We start from the raw sequence: 18465 nt of genomic DNA, 5'->3' as shown, positions 1-18465 counted from the left end.
CCCGAGCCGGAGTCCGCGCCGCTCTCGGCGTACGACCCCTACGTGCACGCGGGCTGAATAGACTCCTGCCCATGGCGGACAGGGGTGGGGATCGCGCGGGTGCGGTGCGGGTGACCGTGGTGGGTGGGGCCGACGTCGATGACGGGGAACTGGATGTCCTCACCCGGCAGTTGCGGTCCGCGTTGCTGGAGTTGGATGTCGACGACGTACATGCCGGGCAGGCCGGGGGCGAGGTGCCGGCGGGGGCCAAGTCCGGGGAGGGCCTTGCCGTCGGGGTGCTCGCGGTGACGTTGGCGCCGGTCGTGCTGCGGTCCGTCGTGCGGCTGGTGGAGGCGTGGTTGCAGAACCGGCCCGTCCGGTCCGTACGGCTGGAGCTGGACGGCCGCACCCTCGAACTCGGCGATGCCACCGACGCCGAGAAGCAGCGCCTCATCGAGGCGTTCCTCGACGCCCGGGACTAGCCGTGGCCGGCCCCGGCTCCGGCAGTCGTGACGCGCTGCTCATCGCCACCGACACGTACGACGACGGCGCCTTCCGCCCGCTCCGTTCGCCCGGTCAGGACTGCGCCGGCCTTGCCCGGGCGCTGGCCGATCCGGCGATCGGGGGCTTCCGGGCCGAGCAGGTGAAGGACGCGCCCGCGCACCAGGTGATGCGCGCCGTCGAGCGCTTCTTCCGCGACCGCAGCCGCGACGACCTCCTGCTTCTCCATCTCTCCTGCCACGGAATCAAGGACGACGACGGCCACCTCCACTTCGCCGCCCGCGACACCGACCGCGACCTGCCCGCCTCGACCGCCATGCCCGCCGCGTTCCTGCGCGGTCAGTTGGAGCGCTGCCGGGCGCGCACGGTCGTCGTGCTGCTCGACTGCTGCTACAGCGGCGCGTTCCTGACCGGCGCCAAGGGCGACGACCAGGTGCATCTGCGGGACGAACTCGCCGGCTCCGGGCGGGTGGTGCTCACCGCGACCAGCCGCACCGAGTACGCCTGGGAGGGCGACCGCCTGGAATCCACCGCCCCGCAGCCGTCCCTCTTCACCGGCGCGCTCATCGAAGGGCTGGCCACCGGCGCGGCGGACCTCGACGGCGACGGCCGGATCACCGTGACGGAGCTGTACGACTACGTCTACGAGTCGCTGCACCGCGCCGGGATACGGCAGCGGCCCCGGATGTGGGCGGACGTGGAGTATCAGGTCGTCATCGCCCGGGTGCCGCCGCCGGCGCCCGTGGACGACGAGCCGGCACCGGCGCCCGTGGACGACGAGCCCGCACCGGCGGCGGTGGACGACACGAACTTCCGCGACATCCTGGGCGCCTTCTTCGGCGCGGCGGGCGCACAGCCGGGGCCGGGCCGCTCCCGCCGCGGCACCGACGCCACGCTTGCGCTCGACATCGACCTGGAGGACATGGCCCGGGGCACGGTCGCGGAGTTCGACATCGACACCGCGGTGCTCTGCTCGGCCTGCTCGGGCCGGCTCACGGCGGAGGGGACCACGCTGGAGAAGTGCACGCACTGCGGCGGCACGGGTCAGGCGAAGCAGGTCACGCGCAGCTTCCTCGGCAAGGTCCAGACGTCGTCCGAATGCAGGAAATGCAAGGGCCTGGGCACCTTCCTGCCGCATCCCTGCCCCACGTGCGACGGTGACGGCCGGGTACGCATCCGCCGTACGCTCCACGTCAGAGTCCCGGCGGGCATCGGCGACGGCTTTCGCATCAAGCTCGCAGGTGAGGGCGAAGTCGGCCCGGGCGGCGGTCCCGCCGCGGATCTGTACGTCGAGGTCAGCCAACGGCCGCATCCCGACTTCACCCGCGAGGACGACGACCTCCACATCCGCGTCGGGCTGACCCGGGAGCAGGTGGCCGGGGGCACCACCGTCCGCGTTCCGACCCTGCTCGACGGCGAGAAGACCGTCCGTATCCCCGCCACCATCCGCGACGGCCAGGCCCTCCGCCTGCGTGAGCTGGGGATGCCCCGGCTCAGGGAGGACACCCGCGGCGATCTCTTCGTCCACGTGGAACTCGACGGCTGACGCCCGGTCCGCGTCGGGTCAGCGGCGTGCGTGCCTCACCGTCAGCCGGCCGAAGCCCATGACACCCGAGATCCGTATCGTCGGCCCTCCGGCGGCCGGCCGGCGCGGGGGCTTGTAGACGGAGTCCTTCATGCCCGTCTGCACGCCGTCGAGGTCGACCACGGCGTCGTGCGGCACGGTGATCGAGGCCCTGCCGGTGCCGACGTTGAGCACGATGTCGACCACCGGGTGCTCGATGATCGCCCGCGACAGGTCCAACCGCACCCGCCCCAGCGCCGAATCCACCTTCAGCGTCCGCGGCACCCGCCACGCACCGCTTCGCTTCACCCGCCCGGTCGCGGCCCCGATCGCGGCCGACGTGCCCGGGTCCTCCGCCGGCAACGACGCCAGCGCCTCGGCCAGTTCGCCGCGGGTCGTGGCGGTGAGCACGCGGTCGAGGCGTGCGTCCATGTCCTCGCGGGTCAGGCGCCCTTCGGCGTACGCGTCCCGCAACCGCCGGGCGCCGCCGTCCCGTTCGTCGTCGCCGACCAGCGTCGATGCGTCATCAGGAGGGGAGGTCACGGGGCTCACTCTAGCGGCGCCCGCGTACGCCGCCGCCGGGCCCGCGCGCCCGCGCCCCGTGACGCGTCGTGCGCTCCCCGTCCGGGGCCTGAAGATCGTGTGGATGTGCGCCGGTTGCTTCTACAACCCCCCGGGGGCGTCATGGGTCTTACCGGGTATCCGGGGCATGAGCCGTATGCTTCTGAAATCCCTCTGTGTCCAGAAAAGGGAGTACAGTTATGCGTTCCACCCGAGTCAGGAAGTTCGCTCTGGCGGCCGCGGCCACCGTGCTGGTCCTCACCCCCGCCGGCGCCGCCTACGCGGGCAGCGGGCCCGCGCCGGCGCCCTCGGACACGGGTGACCGCGCGCCCACCGCGCCCACCGCCCAGGGCAACCCGGAGAGCAAGCGGGCCCAGGCCGCCGGGGTCTGTGACGATGCCTACCAGGTCGGGGCGACCGGCCACATCAAGCGGAGCGGTACGACCATCGCCTCGGTGAAGCAGTTCTATTCGCCGTCGTGCAAGGAGAACTACGGCTACCTGTGGGTGTGGGACAGCTTCCACACCGGCGCGAAGCCGTACGACGTGACCCTCGGCGTCTTCAGCTACGACCGGGACGCCGTGGTCGGCAAGCTCACGCGCAACGACACCAAGCAGCAGGAGTTCTGGACGCAGGGCACGGCCACCGCGAACGAGTGCACGGCCGCGGTCGGCACGCTGCGCCCCGAGGGCGCGGCGCTGCCCAACCAGGGCGCGTCCGAGAAGCGCTGCTGACGCCGCGTCGCCGTACCCCGGTCGACGGCAGGCCGGCCGGGCGCGGCCCTGTCGACCGCAGGCCGGTCGACCGTACGCCGGCGGACCCGCATCCGCGTCGCGGGCCCGCCGGCGTACCGGCTGTCAGTCCTGCCGCTCGCTGTCCAGATGCGTCATCGCCGCCGCGCCGTACCGCTCGCCCGCAACCGCCGTACGCGGCACCGCCCGCTCCACCGCCGCCAACTCCTCGTCGCTCAGCGTCAGTCCGGCCGCCGTCACCGCGTCCGTGACCCGCTGCGGCTTCCGCGCCCCGACCAGCGCGACGACGTCCCCCTCCGGTCGCGCCCCCGCCCGCCCCTGCGCCAGCACCCAGGCGATCGCGAGCTGCGCGACCGTGAGGCCGCGCGGCTCGGCGATCTTCCGCAGGTTCTCCACCAGCGCCAGGTTGGCCGCCACGTTGCCGTCCTGGAAGCGCGGCAGATGGGAGCGTGCGCCGGTCGCGTCGGCCACCGGCCGGTAGCCGCCGGAGAGCAGGCCGCGCGACAGCACCCCGTACGCGGTGACGCCGATGCCCAGCTCCCGGCACGTCTGCAGCACGCCGTCCTCGGCGCCGCGGCTGAAGAGCGAGTACTCGATCTGCACATCCGCGATCGGGTGGACGGCGTGCGCCCGCCGGATCGTCTCCGGGCCCACCTCCGACAGCCCGATGCCGCGCACGTACCCGCCCCGTACCGCCTCGGCGATGGCGCCGACCGTCTCCTCGACCGGCACGGCGGGGTCGAGCCGGGCCGGGCGGTAGATGTCGACGTGGTCGGTGCCGAGCCGCTGCAGCGAGTACGCCAGGAAGGTCTTCACCGCCGCCGGCCGTCCGTCGCTGATCCCGAACGTGCCGTCCAGGCCGCTCAACTGCCCGAACTTCACACTCAGGACCACCTTCTCCCGGTCCCCGGCGCGCAGTGCCTGCCGGATCAGCCACTCGTTGTGGCCCATGCCGTAGAAGTCCGCGGTGTCGAGCAGCGTCACCCCGGCGTCGATCGCGGCGTGGATCGTCGCCACCGACTCCTTCTCGTCCGCGGGCCCGTACGCGCCGGACATCGCACTGCAGCCGAGGCCGATCGCGGCCGCCAGCGGTCCTTCCGTCCCCAGCCGTCGCATCTCCATGCACGCAACTCTAGGCAGCGGACGCCCGGTTGGGGCGGGATCACCTGCCGCGCGACCTCCGGACGGCCGACCGGACGGCCGGACAACCGGCCGGCGGGGTCACGCCCCGCCGGCCGCCGTCCCGAAGGCGTCGACGCCCGTCAGCTCCGCCGACAGCGCCCACAGCCGGGCGGCCTGGTCCGGGTCGGTGGCGTAGTCCCGTACGCCCGCCCGCAGTTCCTGCTCGCCGCCGGCAGCCGCCCGCTCGGCGACGTCGCAGTCCTCGCAGTACACGCCGCCCAGGCCGGCCAGCGCGGGCGCGGTCGCCGCCCAGACCTGGGTGGCCGCGCCCTGCTCGACGGTCTTGAAGGCGCCGCTGAGGTTGCCGTCCTCGTCGATCCAGCCCTGCGCGATCTGCTCCTCGCGGGGGACGTGGCGGCCGAGTTCGGTGAAGATCATCCCGGGGTGCACGCTGAAGGCCCGTACGCCCGCATCGCGGCCGAGAGCGTCGAGGTGGACGGCGAAGAGCGCGTTCGCGGTCTTCGACTGGCCGTACGCCACCCACTTGTCGTACGGCTCCGCGCGGAACTGCGGGTCGTCCCAGCGGATGCCGGACAGGTGGTGGCCGCGGGAGGACAGGGCGACGACGCGGGCGCCGCCGCCGTGGACGAGGGCGGGGCGGAGGTGGTTGGCGAGGGCGTAGTGACCGAGGTGGTTGACGGCGAACTGCCCCTCCCAGCCCGCCGGGCCCACGCGGGTCTCGGGGCTGGCCATGACGCCGGCGTTGCCGACGAGGAGGTCGAGGGAGCGGCCGGAGGCGAGGAACCGGTCGGCGAAGCCGTGGACGCTGTCCAGGTCGGCGAGGTCCATCTCGTCGACCTCGACGCCGCCGGGGCCTTCGCCCTCCAGGCCGCCGAGCGCCTGCTCGGCGGCGTCGCGCCGCCTGGCCGGCACGACGACGCGGGCTCCGGCCCGTACGAACGCGCGGGTGGTCTCCAGCCCCAGGCCGGCGTAGCCGCCGGTGACGACGGCGAGCCGGCCGCTCAGGTCGACGCCCCGCAGGACGTCGGCGGTGGTGCTCCGGGCGTCGAAACCGGAGCCGGTGTGCTGCTGCGGAGTGGTCGTGTGGGTCATGTCGCGGACGCTACGACTTCGAGGGCGCTCTCACACAAACCCGACACGGGCGGGGCCGCAGCAGCGGCCCCGCCCGCCTCACCCGGGTGGCCGGAGGGCCGCGGCCCTCAGTTCCAGTCGATCTCCAGGGGCGCGACCTGCCAGTCGGTCTCCTGCGGTGCCACGTTCCACTCGCTCACCGGGGGCGAGAACGCGTAGTCCCGGTCGAAGTCCTCGGCCGTCGCGGCGCCCGCGGACACCCCGAGGGCGCCGCCGGCGAGCATGAGCGTGGCGGTCAGCCGCGCTGCGGTCTTCTTCATCGACGTACTCCTTGCCGTGGTCGGTAGGCGACCCGAGCAGGCTGCGGGACCGGGCGGTGCGGGCCACAGCTCTTTCGGACGTACCCGAATGACAGGCGTACGGGCGCGGCTCACGCCGTGACGGCCACCGTGTGCCCGGCGAGCAGGGCCGTGCCGAGGGGCGTGAGGGAGTGGTGCACCCGGTTGCGCAGGCGCGTGCTGGTGATCAGCCCGGCGCGCCGGAGCACTCCCGCGTGCTCGCTCGCGGAGGAGGCCGACACCCCCGCCCGGCGGGCCAGTTCCGAGGTGGTGCACAGGCCGCCGAGGCTCTGCAGGACGGCGGCCCGGGTGTGCCCGAGGAGCTGTGCCAGGCTCTCGGTCCCGGTGGCACCCGCCGCGTCGCCGCCTGTGTCCCGGCCCGCGGGTGGCCGGGCCGGGTAGACGAGGACCGGCGGCAGCGACCCGTCCGCGAGCGCGACCGGCAGTTGCCGGCAGAAGTACGACGGCACGAGCAGGAGTCCGCGCCCGTCGAGATGGAGGTCGCGGTCCACCGGGTAGTCCACCGTGAGCACGGGCGGCCGCCAGCGCAGCAGCGAGCCGAAGGTGCGCAGCATCGCGTCCGTGCCCGCGACGCTCTGCGTCTGCGCACGCCACAGCCGGTCCTGTTCCGTATGCCTGCCGATCCACGGCCACGCCGGCCGCAGCACGGACGTGTGGTACGCGCGCAGCGCCCGCCCCAGCCGCCGCAGGCTCTCCGGCTCGCCCTCCGCCAGCGGCCGCATCCACGCGGGCGGCGCGGCCCGGTCCACCAGGCGGGTCAGCTCGGCGCGCAGCCGCTGCCGGGGCGTGGACAGCACGGCGCCGATGCCGGACTCCAGGCCGCCGAGCGAGGCGGCCGGGGTGAGGAAGTCGGGAAAGTAGCCGCGGGGCGGCATCACCGGCCGCAGCATGCGCAGAGCGGCCCGGCCGTGGGTGCACTCCCGCGTACGCCAGGCGCGCAGCGCCGGGTCAGGGCTCTGCTCCGTGAGCTGATGCACGCTCAGGACGGTCTCCCACAGCGGGTCCGGTCCGTCGGCGATCCGGGTGCGCGCCAGGTCGGCGGCGGTGAAATGCACGCGCAGCAACTGCCCTCCCCGTGTCGTGTCCCGTCTCCGGGCACGTCCCCCGTACCCCGGACTCTGCTGCTCCGGGCCTTGCCGGCGGTGCGTGGCGGACCCGGTCCCCTGTTCCGGGCCCGCCGGCACCGACGGTGTGGAACGGTCGGGGAACGACCGTTCTCCGCCCAGAGGGTAGTGTCGAGAACGGTCGTTCTCAAGCGGCGGGACACCGCCGCGACACGATCGGGACAGCGCCGGTACGTTGGGGGCGACGGTGCGGCGTGACGGGCGGGAACGCGGGCGGAACGGAGCGGCGGACATGGACGACGCGGACAACGAGGTCGCCAGGCAGCGCGTACTCGAAGCCGCCGACGGGCTCTTCTACGCCCACGGCATCCGCGCGGTCGGCATGGACCGGATCCGCGACGCCTCCGGCGTCTCCCTCAAGCGCCTCTACCGCTGCTTCGCCTCCAAGGACGAGCTGGTCGAGGCGTACCTGCGGCGGCGCGATCGCTGGGTGCGCACGGCGCTGGCGGACTTCGTCGCCGAGGAGGCCACCGGGCTGCCGCGCGAGCGGGTGCTGGCGGTCTTCGACTGGCTGGAGTGGTGGTTCGGCGAACCGGACTTCCGCGGCTGCCCGTTCACCAACGCCTTCAACGAGATCGGCGCGGACAGCGCCCGCGCCGCCGCCGCGGTCCGCGACCACCAGCTCGCCGTCAGCGCGTACCTCCGCGGCCTGATCGCGGCCACGGGGATAGCCGACCCGGACGCGGTCACGAACCGCTTCCTGATCCTGTACGCCGGCTCCCTCACGTGCGCCGCCATCTCCCGCAGCAGCGCCCCGGCGCGGTACGCGCGCGAGACGGCGGCGACGATCCTGCGGGGGGACGCGGACGACGCGGGCGCGTAGGCGAACACGGCGGCGGGCGAAAGGCCGGCGGGGAAGGGAATAGGGGGCGCGAGGGCCGGGGCGGAGGGCCGAGGTCGAGCCGCCACCGGGGCCGTTGACGCGGGGATTCTGCCGTGTCACACTTCCGGCAAGTCTCCCCTGTCCGAAATCAGTTATGCGGAGGGCGAGATTCCCCTCTCTGGCGTGGCGGTTATCGCCGCCACATGCCGGCGTTCTTCGCCGCTCCACTGATTTCGCAAGGCTTTCGGCTTTCAGCGCCGTTCGTCCCCATGCCGCTGCGGCATGGGCCCAGGCCCTCCTTCGGAATGCCTGCGACTGCTTGTCCTTCCCCTTCGTACCCGGCAACTCCGATACCCGGTCCGCTGTTTCAGCGGGCCGGGTCTTTGGCAATTCCGAAAGGAAGTCCTTGATGACTGATCGTCTGGGTGGTTCCGCGGCCGACGCCGTTTCGCAGCCCGTGGCCGTGGGCTCCGGGGGGCAGCGGCCCGGGGCGGAGGAGGTGCGGCGTCGTGTCGCGCGGCACCTGGCGGTGCAGGTGGACGGCGAGGGCGCGCTGAGGGACCGGTGTGCCGGCAGGATCATCGAGTCCGCGCTGCTGTTGCTGCTGCTGCGCAAGGAGCGTGCGCTGCCGCGGGTGCAGAAGGAGCTGCAGGAGTACCTGCAGCGGGCCCAGCCGAAGGGCACGCTGGAGCGGGTGGTCGTGGACGCGCTCTCCGGCCGGCCGTGCGAGGCCGGGGAACTGCTCGCGGGCCTGAACGGGGCACGGCACGGGTCCGGGACGCGGAAGCGGCTGCTGCTGGACACGATTCTCGTGCTGTGCGGAGTGCTGCCGGAGGGTACGCGTCCTGATCCGCGGGAGATCGCCCCGCGGCCGCAGGCGGTGTGGACGGAGCTGACGCTGTACGCCGCCACGATCCTGTACGTCCACGACAACGCCGGTGCCGACGCGGGGGAGTCCGGGCAGGAGCTGGCGGAGTACCAGGAGTTGCTCGCCCGGCGGCTGGCGGCCTTCCCGGCGAGGCGGGTGTGGGAGGGGAACGCTCTGTGCCACCTGGTGGCGCTGCACGCCCTGCACACCTTCCGGCCCGGGTGCGAGCTGATGCGGGAGGGGATCGAGGCGCTGGCGCGGCTGCGTGGCCCCGACGGTGGTGTGCCGTTCATCGACGGGCAGGAGGTCTTCGTGACGTCACTGGCCGGGCTGGCGCTGGCGGCGGCGCCGGGGCACGAGCGGCTGGCGGCGCGGATGGGGCAGTACCTCGCCTCGCGACAGCACTTCGACGGCGGCTGGGGGTACAACGAGGCGACCACGCAGACGGATACCGACGACACCGCCCGGTGCGTGGAACTGCTGCGGCTGCTCGACGCGCGGCGGTTCCGCCACGGCATCGCGGCCGGGGAGGAGTACCTCTGCTCGCGGACCAACGAGGCCGGCGGCTTCCCCACGTATCTGCGGGGCCACACCTCGGACCTGGACATGACGGCCGGCGCGGTGATCGCCATGCCCTGGAGCCGCTACGGGGACATGCTGGGCCCCGCGGTCGACGTCCTCATCGACGCCCAGCAGCCGGACGGCAGCTTCGAGCCGAGCTGGACGCTGAGCAGGTCCAGCGCCATCCTGCGCATCCTGGACGCCCTGGCCTGCGTGCCGGCCGCGGAGTCCGCACGGCGCCGGCGCGCCGACGAGGCCACCGCCAAGGCCGTGGCGTTCCTGGACGAGAGCCGCGGCAGCGACGGCGGCTGGGGGCACACACCGGGCAAGGACAGCGACGTGCTGTCCACCGCCCAGGCCCTGGCCACCCTCGCCCGGCACGCGCCCGAGACCGATCTCGCCAAGCCGCTGGCGTACCTGATCGACCAGCAGCACGACGACGGCGGCTTCAGCTCGATAGCCGACCAGGCGGGTCCGCGGCCGCTGCCCTTCGACTTCCCCGTCCTGGCCGACGTCCAGGCCCTGACCGCACTCAACCGCCTCATCGCGCACAACGCCGCCTGACCGGCGACCGCACTCCGGCACCACGGGGCCGAACCGCCCGGCGCCGTCCGGCCACCGGGCGGTTCGGCCCCGCGTCGGCGTGCGGCGCCGGACGCGGCGCCGGTGGCCGCTCGTACGTCAGTCCCCGCGGCGTACCCGGTCGTGTGCGGCCGTGGCCAACTGGTAGTACGTCGCAAGCTTGTAGTACTCCCCGCCGGCCGTCAGCGCGCCGGCGAAGACGAGCTTGCGGTCGCCCTCGTAGGTGTACGGCGCCTTGGCGGCGAGCACGCCGATCTTCGGTTCGACGTGCGACGGGAGCGCCGCCGGGTCCGTCGTACGGGTGGAGAAGCTGACCCGCTCGATCTCCGAGGCGTCCCAGCCGAAGGTCGGGTACAGCGCCGACGAGGTCTCGGCGAAGTCCAGCAGTCGCCCGCTCGGCTCCGGCAGCCCGAAGTCCCGCAGCATCGCCTGGACGGTGGCGCGCTCGAAGTGCTCCGGGGACAGCCCGTTGAAGTACACGTTCCACGTCCGGTTCGTGTGGTCGATCGCCACGGTCGACACCTTGCCGTCCAGGCCGTACTCGACGAGCACGTCCATCCACTTGGAGAGGGCGCCGGACATGGCGGGGACGGCGGCGAGCGGACCCAGGTCCTGCAGTTGGCCCATCGGGAAGACGGCGTAGGTCTTGTTGTAGCCGCCGTTGACGCCGTAGTCGACGCCGTAGCAGTCGACGGGGAGCGTGGTCAGCAGGTCCGCGAACATGCCGCGGACCGGATGGTCCGTCTCCTCGGCGAGGCCGTGCTCCAGGGCACGCTCATAGGGATTGCCCTCGGCCAGCGGCACCGTGAAGTCGAAGGATATGTCCCGGACACGGCCCCCCTTGTTCACCACGTTGAAGACGACGGTGGAGTCGGTGACGACGTTCGGGAACGCCGTCAGCAACGCGGTCATCTTCTCGGGCGGGCAGTCCAGGCCCACCAGCCCGGCCGCTTCCTCCGCAGCCGCACACAGACGTTCGATCCCGGGATTTGCGATCATTGCTCCCCCATGGGGCGATGTGAGAAGGACCTGCCCGCTGCTCGTTCCAGCAGGACGTCGGATAGCGAACACAGACGGCCGACCGCGCCGGCCTCGGCCGCGGCCGAGAGCGAGATCATGCGTCGTGCGGCGCGGGGCCGGATGCGTAAGTCCCCCACCGGCACCGGCTCTTCCGGTTGACGGTCCGCCGTGCTGCCGAAGATTCTGACGGGGAATCTCACCCTCCGCATTTCCTCATCCGGGCAGGGGTGACGTGCCCAAAGTGTGACACGGCCCGGACCTCCACGCCAGCGACGTCGGTCGCGGCCCGGACCGTACCGGCCCGGCAGGCGGGCGGCGGCAAGTCACCGGCAAGTCACCCTCAAGCCGGGCAGGTCAATCTTGAGCCGGCAACCGGCACTACGGCGCCGGGCGGGTGAGCAAACCGACCGACTGCCGCAGTCGGCGCGGGTCCCTCGGGGGGGCAGCGATTTTCGGGGCGACGTGTCTGACGGAGGGGCTGCGATGCCGTTTCATCCCTGTGCGAGAGGCCATGCGCGAAGAACCAGCGCCGCTGCCCCCTCTCTCCTGTGCGGCCCCTGCACCAGGCAGGTCGAGCGTCATCTGCGGGAACTGGCCGGCCTGCACCGCGAGGTCCTGTACCAGGCGTCGCCGATGGTGACGACCCGGCTGAGCAATCCGACGAAGGTCTCCGCGAGCCGCCGCCTCGACTATCCCGACATCTCGGTGCTCGACACGCGGCGGCACATCTCCTCCCTGCTGGAGTCGTGGTCGCGGATGGTCGTCGAGAAGCGGAGCGCCGCCGCGCCGAAGCGGAGCGTTCCCCACCTGGCGGTGTTTCTCGCCGGGCACCTGGACTGGATCACCGCCCAGCCCGAGGCGGCGGACTTCGCCGACGAGGTCGAGTCCCTGGTCAAGGAGCTACGGCAGACCGTCGATCCCGAACCCAGCGGGCAGTTCACCCTCGTCGAGGAGTGTGTCAAGGACGGCTGCGGCGGGACGATCACCGCTTCGCTCCGCCCCGGCGAGACCGTGCCGGTGCGCAGCATCGCGTGCTCGGCGGGGCACGCCTGGGAGGCGCACGAGTGGCTTCTGCTCAGGCACCTCATGGAACGGCAGCGGAAGGGCAGCGAGGCGTGAGTAAACCACCGCACCACAGGCTCGTTTCGACCAAGGTGGCCGCGCTGGCCATGGGTGTGTCGGAGGCGACGATCCGGAAATGGGTGAGCCGGGGGAAGCTGACCCGCTACGGCGCCCCGAACCGCCGTTCCCACTTCGACATCGAGGAACTCACCGCGCTCTCCGTACAGCGCCGGCCCTGAGGGCCGGGCGGACGGGGTCCGCCCGGCCGGTTCGCTAGTCGGTGGCCGAGGGCGCCCTGGTGTGCATGTGGTTCACCAGGCGGGGGCGCCACTGGTAGTACGACTGGACCTTGCAGTACTCGCCGTCACCGGGAGAGGTGGCGACGTAGACGGCCTTGGGGTTGTCGCCGCCGTACGGGATCTCCCGCAGGAAGTGCTCGATCTTCGGCTCCACCCGGTCCAGGATCGCCAGCGGGTCCGGGGTGATCGCCGAGTAGCAGAAGCGCTCGATGTCCGGGGAGTCCCAGCTCAGGGTGGCGTAGAAGCCGAACGCCTGCTGGGCGAACTTCAGCAGGTGCTCGCTCGGCTCCGGCATGCCGATGTCGCTCAGCATCGACCGGACGGCCGCCGGCTTGAGACAGTCGTCCACCTCCCCGAAGTACACGTTGATCGTCCGGTGCCCGTAGTCCATGCCGATCAGGGTGATCTTCTCGGCCAGCCCGTAGCGGTCGAAGAAGTCCATGTTCCCGGCCACGCTGGGCGGCATGGAGGAAAGCGCGGCGAGCTTCGGCAGGCTCTGCATCTGCTCGCCCGGGAAGCACGACCACGCCTTCTGGAAGCCGCCGACGAGGCCGAAGTCGATGCCGTAGCTGCCGATGGGGAACCGTCCCTCGATATCTCGGAGGAGCGAGTCGATGGGATGGTCCGTTCGCGGTAGGAGGCCGTTGGCCTGCGCGAGCGCATGCGGGTCGATGGTGCTCGGGAGCATCATCATGTGGCAGTTCATCTCACCGGCGTGGCGTGCGTCGGTCGCCACCCGGAAGAGGATCGCGGCCTGCGGGAGCAGTTCCTCGAACGCGCTGACGACGGGCCAGACCTTGTCGCGTGCGCAGGGCACGTCCACCAGCCGGGCGGTCTTCTCGATGGCGGCGTAAAGATTCTCTCCGGAACCGGACATGATTCTCCTGTCGTTGAGGTCGCGGTTACTCACTCAGGTAGCCCTGGAGCGTGGGCGCGAATGTCTCGACGAGTTCGTCCACCGATGCCGAAGCGATCGGCTCCATCTTCATCACGTAGCGCAGCATGATCACTCCGACGACCTGCACCACCAGCGCGTTCAGCCGCAGCCGGGGCACGTCGACGACCTCTCCCAGCCGGTCGACGAGCAAGGCGGAGAAGTGCCGGCGCAAGTACTCCGCGCCCTCGGTGCTGCTGGTCGCGGCCCGGACCTTCCCCAGGAGCTGCGGCTGCAGCTCCGGGTTCTCCCAGGCCGTCAGGGACATGCGCAGGAGGTTTTCGCCGAGCTGCGTACGGGGGCCGGAGACCGCCTCCTCGAAGAGCGCGTTCGCCCGCGCGGCGAGATTCCCGGGGGCGGCGCTCCCCGCCCGACCGGCTTCGGACATGGCATCGGCCTGGGTGAGTTTCCTCAGCATGGGCGAGAGCTGGTAGTAGGAATTCGCCTCGACGAACTGCTCTTCCGGCACCCACTTGACGGCGATCAGATTCACCCGCTCACCTTTGTAGGCGAACGGCGCCCGCTGCACGAACCGTTCCATGTGGGGTTCCATGGGGGCGGGGATTTCCGAAGGGTCGAATCCCGCACTCGGCGGCGGGGCGAGAGCGACCCGGAAAACATGCGCGGAGTCCCAGCCGAGCGTGATGTTCGCCCGCATGGCCGCGCTGACGTACTGGAGCACCGCCTCGTCGGGTTCCGGCATTCCCATCTCGCGCAGCATCGAGGCGATGGCACCGGGTTCCGGGCGGTTGTCCGGGGCGAACTGGAAGTACAGATTCATCGTGCGTGCCCGGTAGTTGACCCCGACCATGGCGACCTTGTCGAGGCCGTAGCGCGTGAAGAGACCCGCGTTCTCGGCGACCGCGTCCGGCATGGACGGGATGTCGGTGAGCGCCGCGAGCGGCTGCAATGCCTGCGGGAAGTGCGCGTAGAGCTTCTTGAAGCCGCCGACGACGCCGGCGTCGATGTAGTACTCGTTGACCGGAATACGGTCGCTGACGTCGGAGAGCAGGGCGCCGACAGGGTGGTCGGTCTCGCCGACGAAGCCCTTCGCCAGCGCATACGGGTACGGATTGCCGATCCCGGCCGGCACCCTGAAGCTGAAGTCCAGCTCGGCGGCGTTACGCTCACCGCTCTGCACCCCGAGGACGACCAGGTCCTCGCCCAGCGCGGCACCGAACGAATCCAGCACCGGCCACACCTTGTCGCGCGAGCAGACCGCACCCACGAGCCGGGCCGATTCCTCCAGCGCTGCATACACTTCTTCCACGTCGGTCTTTTCTGCCAAGATTTCCTCCCGGTGCGAGTCGTTTCCGTGCGGGCAGGGCAAAGCCGCCGCCGGGATGAGCCTCCCGGCCGGCGGCGTCGAAACGTGGCTATGTGAGGTGTGGGGGGAGTCAGAGAAGGTCGGAAGACGACCTCAGAGGAGAGGGCGCCCCGAAGGCGCCGACCCGCGAAGCGCGGTCACGGGGAGAAGGAAGCCGACATACGTGAGCGCCGGGAAATCGGGACCAGAGCCCGAACCTCAGCGGCGCAATACTAGTTGTAGATTCTTCAGTCCCCGGCTGTCAAGACCCCTGCGCCCCACCGCCGTACCGCGACACGGCACGCCCAACAAACCGGAACAACACCCTTCGGTAACTCCGCGGTATTCCCGGGTAAGGCGCCGCGATGGTGTGGTGCTCCCGGCGGGATTCGAACCCGCGACACCCGGGGGCGTCCATGCCGACGGGCCGGTGCGATCGCACCGGCCCGTCGGGGGTTTCGGGTGTCAGCGGTGTCTGGCGCGCCGCTGGCGGCTGATCAGGACGACTGCCGCACCCGCACCGAGCAGCAGGGCGGCGAGGGCGAGAACCTCTCCCATGCCGGACGCGCCGGTGCCGGCGAGTGAACCCCCCGGCTTCCGGTCGCCTGCCGGTGCCGGGGTGTGGGGCGCCGGGGTCGTCGGGGGCGCCGGTGACGGTGTCGGTGGTTCGGTTGTCGGCGGCGTGGGTTTCGGCGGTGCCTCCTTCGGAACGTACACACCGGCGTCGATCGTGTGATCAACCCCGCCTGCCCTGGCCGGCGCGGTGACCGGGGCGTACCCGTTGCACAGCCGTCCGCTGGTCGGCGGGGTCACATTGGAGTCATGTACCCGGTCGTCACCGGCCCGCGGCAGGGTGAACCGCAGGTCGTCGGCGGTCGGCCGGCCCGGCACTTCGCCGGTGTCCGCCGTGCACACATCGAACTGCACGGTGTACTCGGCGCCCGGAGTCAGCTCGTACTCCGCTCCGGCACCACCGAAGTAGTACTCACCGGAGGCATCGGTCGTGGTCGTGGCGACCTTCTCGCCGTCGGCGTCCAGCAGGTTGACCGTCGCATCCGGCAGCAGCACGTGCCCGGCGTCCTGGACGCCGTTGTGATCGCCGTCGAACCACACCACGTTGCCGATCTGGATCGGTGCGTTCGCCGCGGCGTACGCGATGTCGCCGAGGCCACCGGCCTTGCCGAACCCGTTCTGGTTCGGACCGACGAACTGGTAGGCGTTGGCGGCCGGATCGTTGCCGGGGCCGAGGCCGGTGGCGACGTCGTAGTAGCCGGTTCCGCTGGTGATGACCTGGCCGGTCGGGTCCATCTGCGTACTGACCGCCCACTGCTGCTGCGGGATGTAGGCGACCGATCCCAGGGAGGACTCCTGGTGCGGACCGGGTTGGGTCGCGGAGCCGCCGTTCGGGAAGAAGTCACCCGGGAAGTACTCGACGACGCCGCCGGGCTGGACCCCGTCGAGGGCCGGGTCCGTGGCGTGGTCGGGGCAGTTTCCGGTGCCCTCCCACTCGTACCCGCCGGTGGGCGTGGTGCAGGCCATATTGATGTCGCCGCCGGACATGCCGTTCTGCGGGGTGTCGTTGCCCGGCCTCGGGTCCAGCCCGCCCCAGCTCACGACGTCCATGAACCGGTCACGGAAGCCGAGGATCAGCGAGCCGTCGCGGGTGAAGGCCAGACTCGCCAGCTCCGGCTGCGGATCGATCATCGGGCCGTCCACGTTGCGGTCGTCCCAGTCCGCCAGGTCGGTGTTCCACGGGTTCCAGTGGTTGACCTGGTCGTAGTCGGCCCTGCCGGTGAGCACGGCCCCGCGCTCGAAGGTCAGTGGCTGGGACAGCACGGTGGTGAACTCCTCGCCGTCATAGGTCGCGACGACGGCCTTCAGGTCCGCACGTTCCTGCGTGCTCTCCGCGCTGCACACGCCCCCGACGTACAGGGTGTTGTTGTGGGTGGCCACGCTGAACGGGCGCCAGTCGTCCGCCGACGCGCAGCCCGGGTCGGGGATCGGCACGGTCGCCTTGGGCGCCGAGGCCGTGGGCCCGGTGGCGTCGAAGCTGACGAGGCTGCGGGTGAGCAGGTTCACCGCGTACAGGGTCGAGCCGTCTTCCGACAGGTCCAGGCTGCCGATGCTCTCCTTGCCCGGTGCGTCGGTGAAGCCGGCGTCCTTGATCAGGTTGTCGGTGTCGTGTGGCGTCTCCGTGGCGCCCGGGACCTTGGCGAACAGCTTCGGGGCGCCCCCGCCGTCGGCCGGCACGGTGTAGATCGCGTCACCGCCGTCCGGCCCGTACTCGGTGTACCGCCGGGCGAACGACGACTGGAAGAGCTGGTCGCGGTGTTTGTCGTAGGCCAGCCCGTAGGTCGTGCCCACCTGGTCCTGGGTGTTGAGCACCTCCGGGCATGCCTGCTGGTCGGGACAGTTGCCGCGGGCGTCCGTCCCGAACGCCACCAGTGCCCGGGTGTCCGTTCCGCCGGCACCGCTCTGGATCGGCACGAAATAGCGGGAATCCGGCCGTGCGTAGTCGGCCGGGTCCCAGACTCCGGTGGTCACCGAGTCGTCCTTGCCGTCCGAGACGTCCACGAAGGTGGTGAAGCTGTCGAAGTGGTTCGGCGCGGTCGAGGCGGGCGCCGCCCGCAGATAGTCGCTGTACGGTGCCGGGACGGTGACATCGACGCGGTATCGACCGCCGGTCAGCTCGCTCGACGGCGGCACGACGACCTTTCCGGTGGCGTCCGTGACGCCGCTGACGCGATGGCCGGCCGGGTCGGTGACGTCGACCTTCATTCCCCGCTGCGGCACGTCCATGGTCGAGTTGATCACGCCGGTGCCGAAGAAGTCCCGCAGTACCTGAACGGTCAGGCTGCCGTCGGAGGCCGAAGCGCTGGCCTGCCCGGCGCCGGTCAAGAGTGTGCCTGTGCCGCCGCCCACCAGTAAGAGGCCGGACAGCCCCAAACGCACCACTCCACGTAATGGCATGGCATTCCTTCATTTGTTCGACGCCGACGCTAAATCGGCATATTCCAGGGTGAGTTTATGGGTGACAGAGGGTCATGTCCGTGAAACGCAGAGTTTGCCCGCGCCTCCGCGGGACCTGTTACAGTCGCGCCGCGTGCGGAGCATCAGAACGCGGAACATCGACATCAGGCGGCGCCCCAGGGGGCCCGACACGGGTCGGCGCCGCCGGTGGCCGAGGTTGCGCTGGGTGGCAGCCGCCGCCCTCGGCATCACGGCTGCCGCCGTCACCGCCTTCGCCCTCCTCGGCGACAGCGGTGGCCCGACCGCTCCACGGGCGTTGACCTCGGACGAGGCGAACCGGCTGGCGGTCACCCGGTTCCTCAACTACCAGGCGGGCGGCCGGGCGGTGACGATCACGGTGCCCAACGCCACCGGCGGGCTGGTGATCACCGCGTCCGTCGACTATCGCACCCACACCGGTTACGGGGTGGTGCGCGGCACCGGGCGCGACACGTCCAGCGACGGGCTGATCCAGTGGACGGCCGCCACCGTTCTCGTCCACCCCATGGCAGACCCCCCGGCGGTCCCACCGGCGTCGCCGCCCGCGTCCGGCTGGCACAGTCGTCCGCTGCAGGGGTCCGGCATGGCCCTGGACACCTCGCTGGGCATCGCACTCGGCCTCGGCAGCGACCGGCCGGAGAACGCCGCGCTGCTGCCGCAGAACGGCGCGGCATGGGTCGGGCGGGACGAGGTGCACGGCCACCGGACGGACATCATGAACGGGCCGGACGCCGGCACCAGTGCCGGTTCGTCCGACAAGACCGGTGCGTCCGCGAAGGCCGGTGCGTCACCCACCGTGCGCTACTGGATCGGCTCGGACGGCACCATGTACCGGGTCCAGGTCGGCGTCGCCTCCGAGTCGCAGCCGGTGGTCTTCGACTTCGACGACCGGGCGTACGTCCCCGTCAAGCCGGTACCCGGCGCCACACCGGCGCCGTAGCCGCCGC

The 18465-nt window shown here is 71.6% G+C and carries 17 protein-coding genes; 8 read left to right on the top strand and 9 right to left on the bottom strand.

Annotated features, from left to right (window positions below; translation table 11 throughout):
* The first annotated feature begins 71 nt into the window (after window positions 1-71).
* Both ABGA99_RS20595 and ABGA99_RS20590 read left to right on the top strand, forming a co-directional pair.
* Window positions 72-461, top strand: a complete 390-nt coding sequence (locus ABGA99_RS20595) for a hypothetical protein (protein WP_347579018.1) — start codon at window positions 72-74, stop codon at window positions 459-461.
* 2 nt (window positions 462-463) lie between these two features.
* Complete coding sequence (locus tag ABGA99_RS20590) at window positions 464-2026, top strand: DnaJ C-terminal domain-containing protein (RefSeq protein WP_347583152.1); 1563 nt, start codon at window positions 464-466, stop codon at window positions 2024-2026.
* Between the two features lie 18 nt (window positions 2027-2044).
* Here the strand turns inward: ABGA99_RS20590 and ABGA99_RS20585 are convergent, their stop codons facing one another.
* Entirely contained in the window at window positions 2045-2587 is a 543-nt protein-coding gene (locus ABGA99_RS20585; RefSeq protein ID WP_347579020.1) for a DUF1707 domain-containing protein, read from the bottom strand.
* 266 nt (window positions 2588-2853) lie between these two features.
* Here ABGA99_RS20585 and ABGA99_RS20580 point away from each other — a divergent pair, with 266 nt between their 5' ends.
* Window positions 2854-3339 carry a hypothetical protein gene (locus ABGA99_RS20580; RefSeq protein ID WP_347583189.1) on the top strand — a complete coding sequence of 162 codons (486 nt, stop codon included), beginning with the start codon at window positions 2854-2856 and terminating at the stop codon, window positions 3337-3339.
* A gap of 123 nt (window positions 3340-3462) precedes the next feature.
* On the opposite strand, the gene ABGA99_RS20575 is transcribed toward ABGA99_RS20580, so the two are convergent.
* From ABGA99_RS20575 to ABGA99_RS20560, 4 genes are all read right to left on the bottom strand, one after another.
* Window positions 3463-4479, bottom strand: coding sequence for an aldo/keto reductase (locus ABGA99_RS20575; RefSeq protein WP_347579021.1), 1017 nt, complete (start codon window positions 4477-4479; stop codon window positions 3463-3465).
* A gap of 99 nt (window positions 4480-4578) precedes the next feature.
* A complete protein-coding gene (locus tag ABGA99_RS20570; protein WP_347579022.1) occupies window positions 4579-5592 on the bottom strand; it encodes an oxidoreductase in 1014 nt (337 codons plus the stop codon).
* Between the two features lie 107 nt (window positions 5593-5699).
* Complete coding sequence (locus tag ABGA99_RS20565) at window positions 5700-5891, bottom strand: hypothetical protein (protein ID WP_347579023.1); 192 nt, start codon at window positions 5889-5891, stop codon at window positions 5700-5702.
* A gap of 110 nt (window positions 5892-6001) precedes the next feature.
* Entirely contained in the window at window positions 6002-6994 is a 993-nt protein-coding gene (locus ABGA99_RS20560) for a winged helix-turn-helix domain-containing protein (protein WP_347583151.1), read from the bottom strand.
* 292 nt (window positions 6995-7286) lie between these two features.
* On the opposite strand from ABGA99_RS20560, the gene ABGA99_RS20555 reads away from it, so the two are divergent.
* A complete protein-coding gene (locus ABGA99_RS20555; RefSeq protein ID WP_347579025.1) occupies window positions 7287-7877 on the top strand; it encodes a TetR/AcrR family transcriptional regulator in 591 nt (196 codons plus the stop codon).
* Window positions 7878-8286: 409 nt separating this feature from the next.
* Entirely contained in the window at window positions 8287-9870 is a 1584-nt protein-coding gene (locus ABGA99_RS20550; RefSeq protein WP_347579026.1) for a prenyltransferase/squalene oxidase repeat-containing protein, read from the top strand.
* Window positions 9871-9987: 117 nt separating this feature from the next.
* On the opposite strand, the gene ABGA99_RS20545 is transcribed toward ABGA99_RS20550, so the two are convergent.
* Window positions 9988-10887, bottom strand: a complete 900-nt coding sequence (locus ABGA99_RS20545; RefSeq protein ID WP_347579027.1) for an aromatic prenyltransferase — start codon at window positions 10885-10887, stop codon at window positions 9988-9990.
* 654 nt (window positions 10888-11541) lie between these two features.
* Between ABGA99_RS20545 and ABGA99_RS20540 the strand changes: the two genes are divergently transcribed.
* A complete protein-coding gene (locus ABGA99_RS20540; protein WP_347579028.1) occupies window positions 11542-12027 on the top strand; it encodes a hypothetical protein in 486 nt (161 codons plus the stop codon).
* Entirely contained in the window at window positions 12024-12209 is a 186-nt protein-coding gene (locus ABGA99_RS20535) for a hypothetical protein (protein WP_347579029.1), read from the top strand. Before ABGA99_RS20540 ends, ABGA99_RS20535 begins: the two co-directional genes overlap by 4 nt.
* 34 nt (window positions 12210-12243) lie before the next feature.
* Here the strand turns inward: ABGA99_RS20535 and ABGA99_RS20530 are convergent, their stop codons facing one another.
* From ABGA99_RS20530 to ABGA99_RS20520, 3 genes are all read right to left on the bottom strand, one after another.
* Entirely contained in the window at window positions 12244-13146 is a 903-nt protein-coding gene (locus ABGA99_RS20530; RefSeq protein WP_347579030.1) for an aromatic prenyltransferase, read from the bottom strand.
* Between the two features lie 25 nt (window positions 13147-13171).
* Window positions 13172-14491, bottom strand: coding sequence for an aromatic prenyltransferase (locus tag ABGA99_RS20525; RefSeq protein WP_347583150.1), 1320 nt, complete (start codon window positions 14489-14491; stop codon window positions 13172-13174).
* 483 nt (window positions 14492-14974) lie between these two features.
* On the bottom strand, window positions 14975-17479 hold the full coding sequence (locus ABGA99_RS20520; RefSeq protein ID WP_347583149.1) for an SdrD B-like domain-containing protein: 2505 nt from the start codon (window positions 17477-17479) through the stop codon (window positions 14975-14977).
* Between the two features lie 247 nt (window positions 17480-17726).
* Here ABGA99_RS20520 and ABGA99_RS20515 point away from each other — a divergent pair, with 247 nt between their 5' ends.
* The gene (locus ABGA99_RS20515) at window positions 17727-18458 is read left to right on the top strand and encodes a hypothetical protein (RefSeq protein WP_347583188.1); all 732 of its coding nucleotides are present in this window, start codon (window positions 17727-17729) and stop codon (window positions 18456-18458) included.
* The last annotated feature ends 7 nt before the right edge of the window (window positions 18459-18465 follow it).

This window comes from Streptomyces sp. B5E4 (assembly GCF_039871555.1).
Classification (GTDB): Bacteria; Actinomycetota; Actinomycetes; order Streptomycetales; family Streptomycetaceae; genus Streptomyces.
This window is presented reverse-complemented; position numbering and strand designations above follow the sequence as displayed.

Coding starts and splice junctions, on each gene's coding strand:
- ABGA99_RS20595 (WP_347579018.1), top strand. CDS start 72: ATGGCGGACAGGGGTGGGGATCGCGCGGGTGCGGTGCGGGTGACCGTG.
- ABGA99_RS20575 (WP_347579021.1), bottom strand. CDS start 4,479: ATGGAGATGCGACGGCTGGGGACGGAAGGACCGCTGGCGGCCGCGATC.
- ABGA99_RS20570 (WP_347579022.1), bottom strand. CDS start 5,592: ATGACCCACACGACCACTCCGCAGCAGCACACCGGCTCCGGTTTCGAC.
- ABGA99_RS20565 (WP_347579023.1), bottom strand. CDS start 5,891: ATGAAGAAGACCGCAGCGCGGCTGACCGCCACGCTCATGCTCGCCGGC.
- ABGA99_RS20555 (WP_347579025.1), top strand. CDS start 7,287: ATGGACGACGCGGACAACGAGGTCGCCAGGCAGCGCGTACTCGAAGCC.
- ABGA99_RS20550 (WP_347579026.1), top strand. CDS start 8,287: ATGACTGATCGTCTGGGTGGTTCCGCGGCCGACGCCGTTTCGCAGCCC.
- ABGA99_RS20545 (WP_347579027.1), bottom strand. CDS start 10,887: ATGATCGCAAATCCCGGGATCGAACGTCTGTGTGCGGCTGCGGAGGAA.
- ABGA99_RS20540 (WP_347579028.1), top strand. CDS start 11,542: ATGGTGACGACCCGGCTGAGCAATCCGACGAAGGTCTCCGCGAGCCGC.
- ABGA99_RS20530 (WP_347579030.1), bottom strand. CDS start 13,146: ATGTCCGGTTCCGGAGAGAATCTTTACGCCGCCATCGAGAAGACCGCC.
- ABGA99_RS20520 (WP_347583149.1), bottom strand. CDS start 17,479: ATGCCATTACGTGGAGTGGTGCGTTTGGGGCTGTCCGGCCTCTTACTG.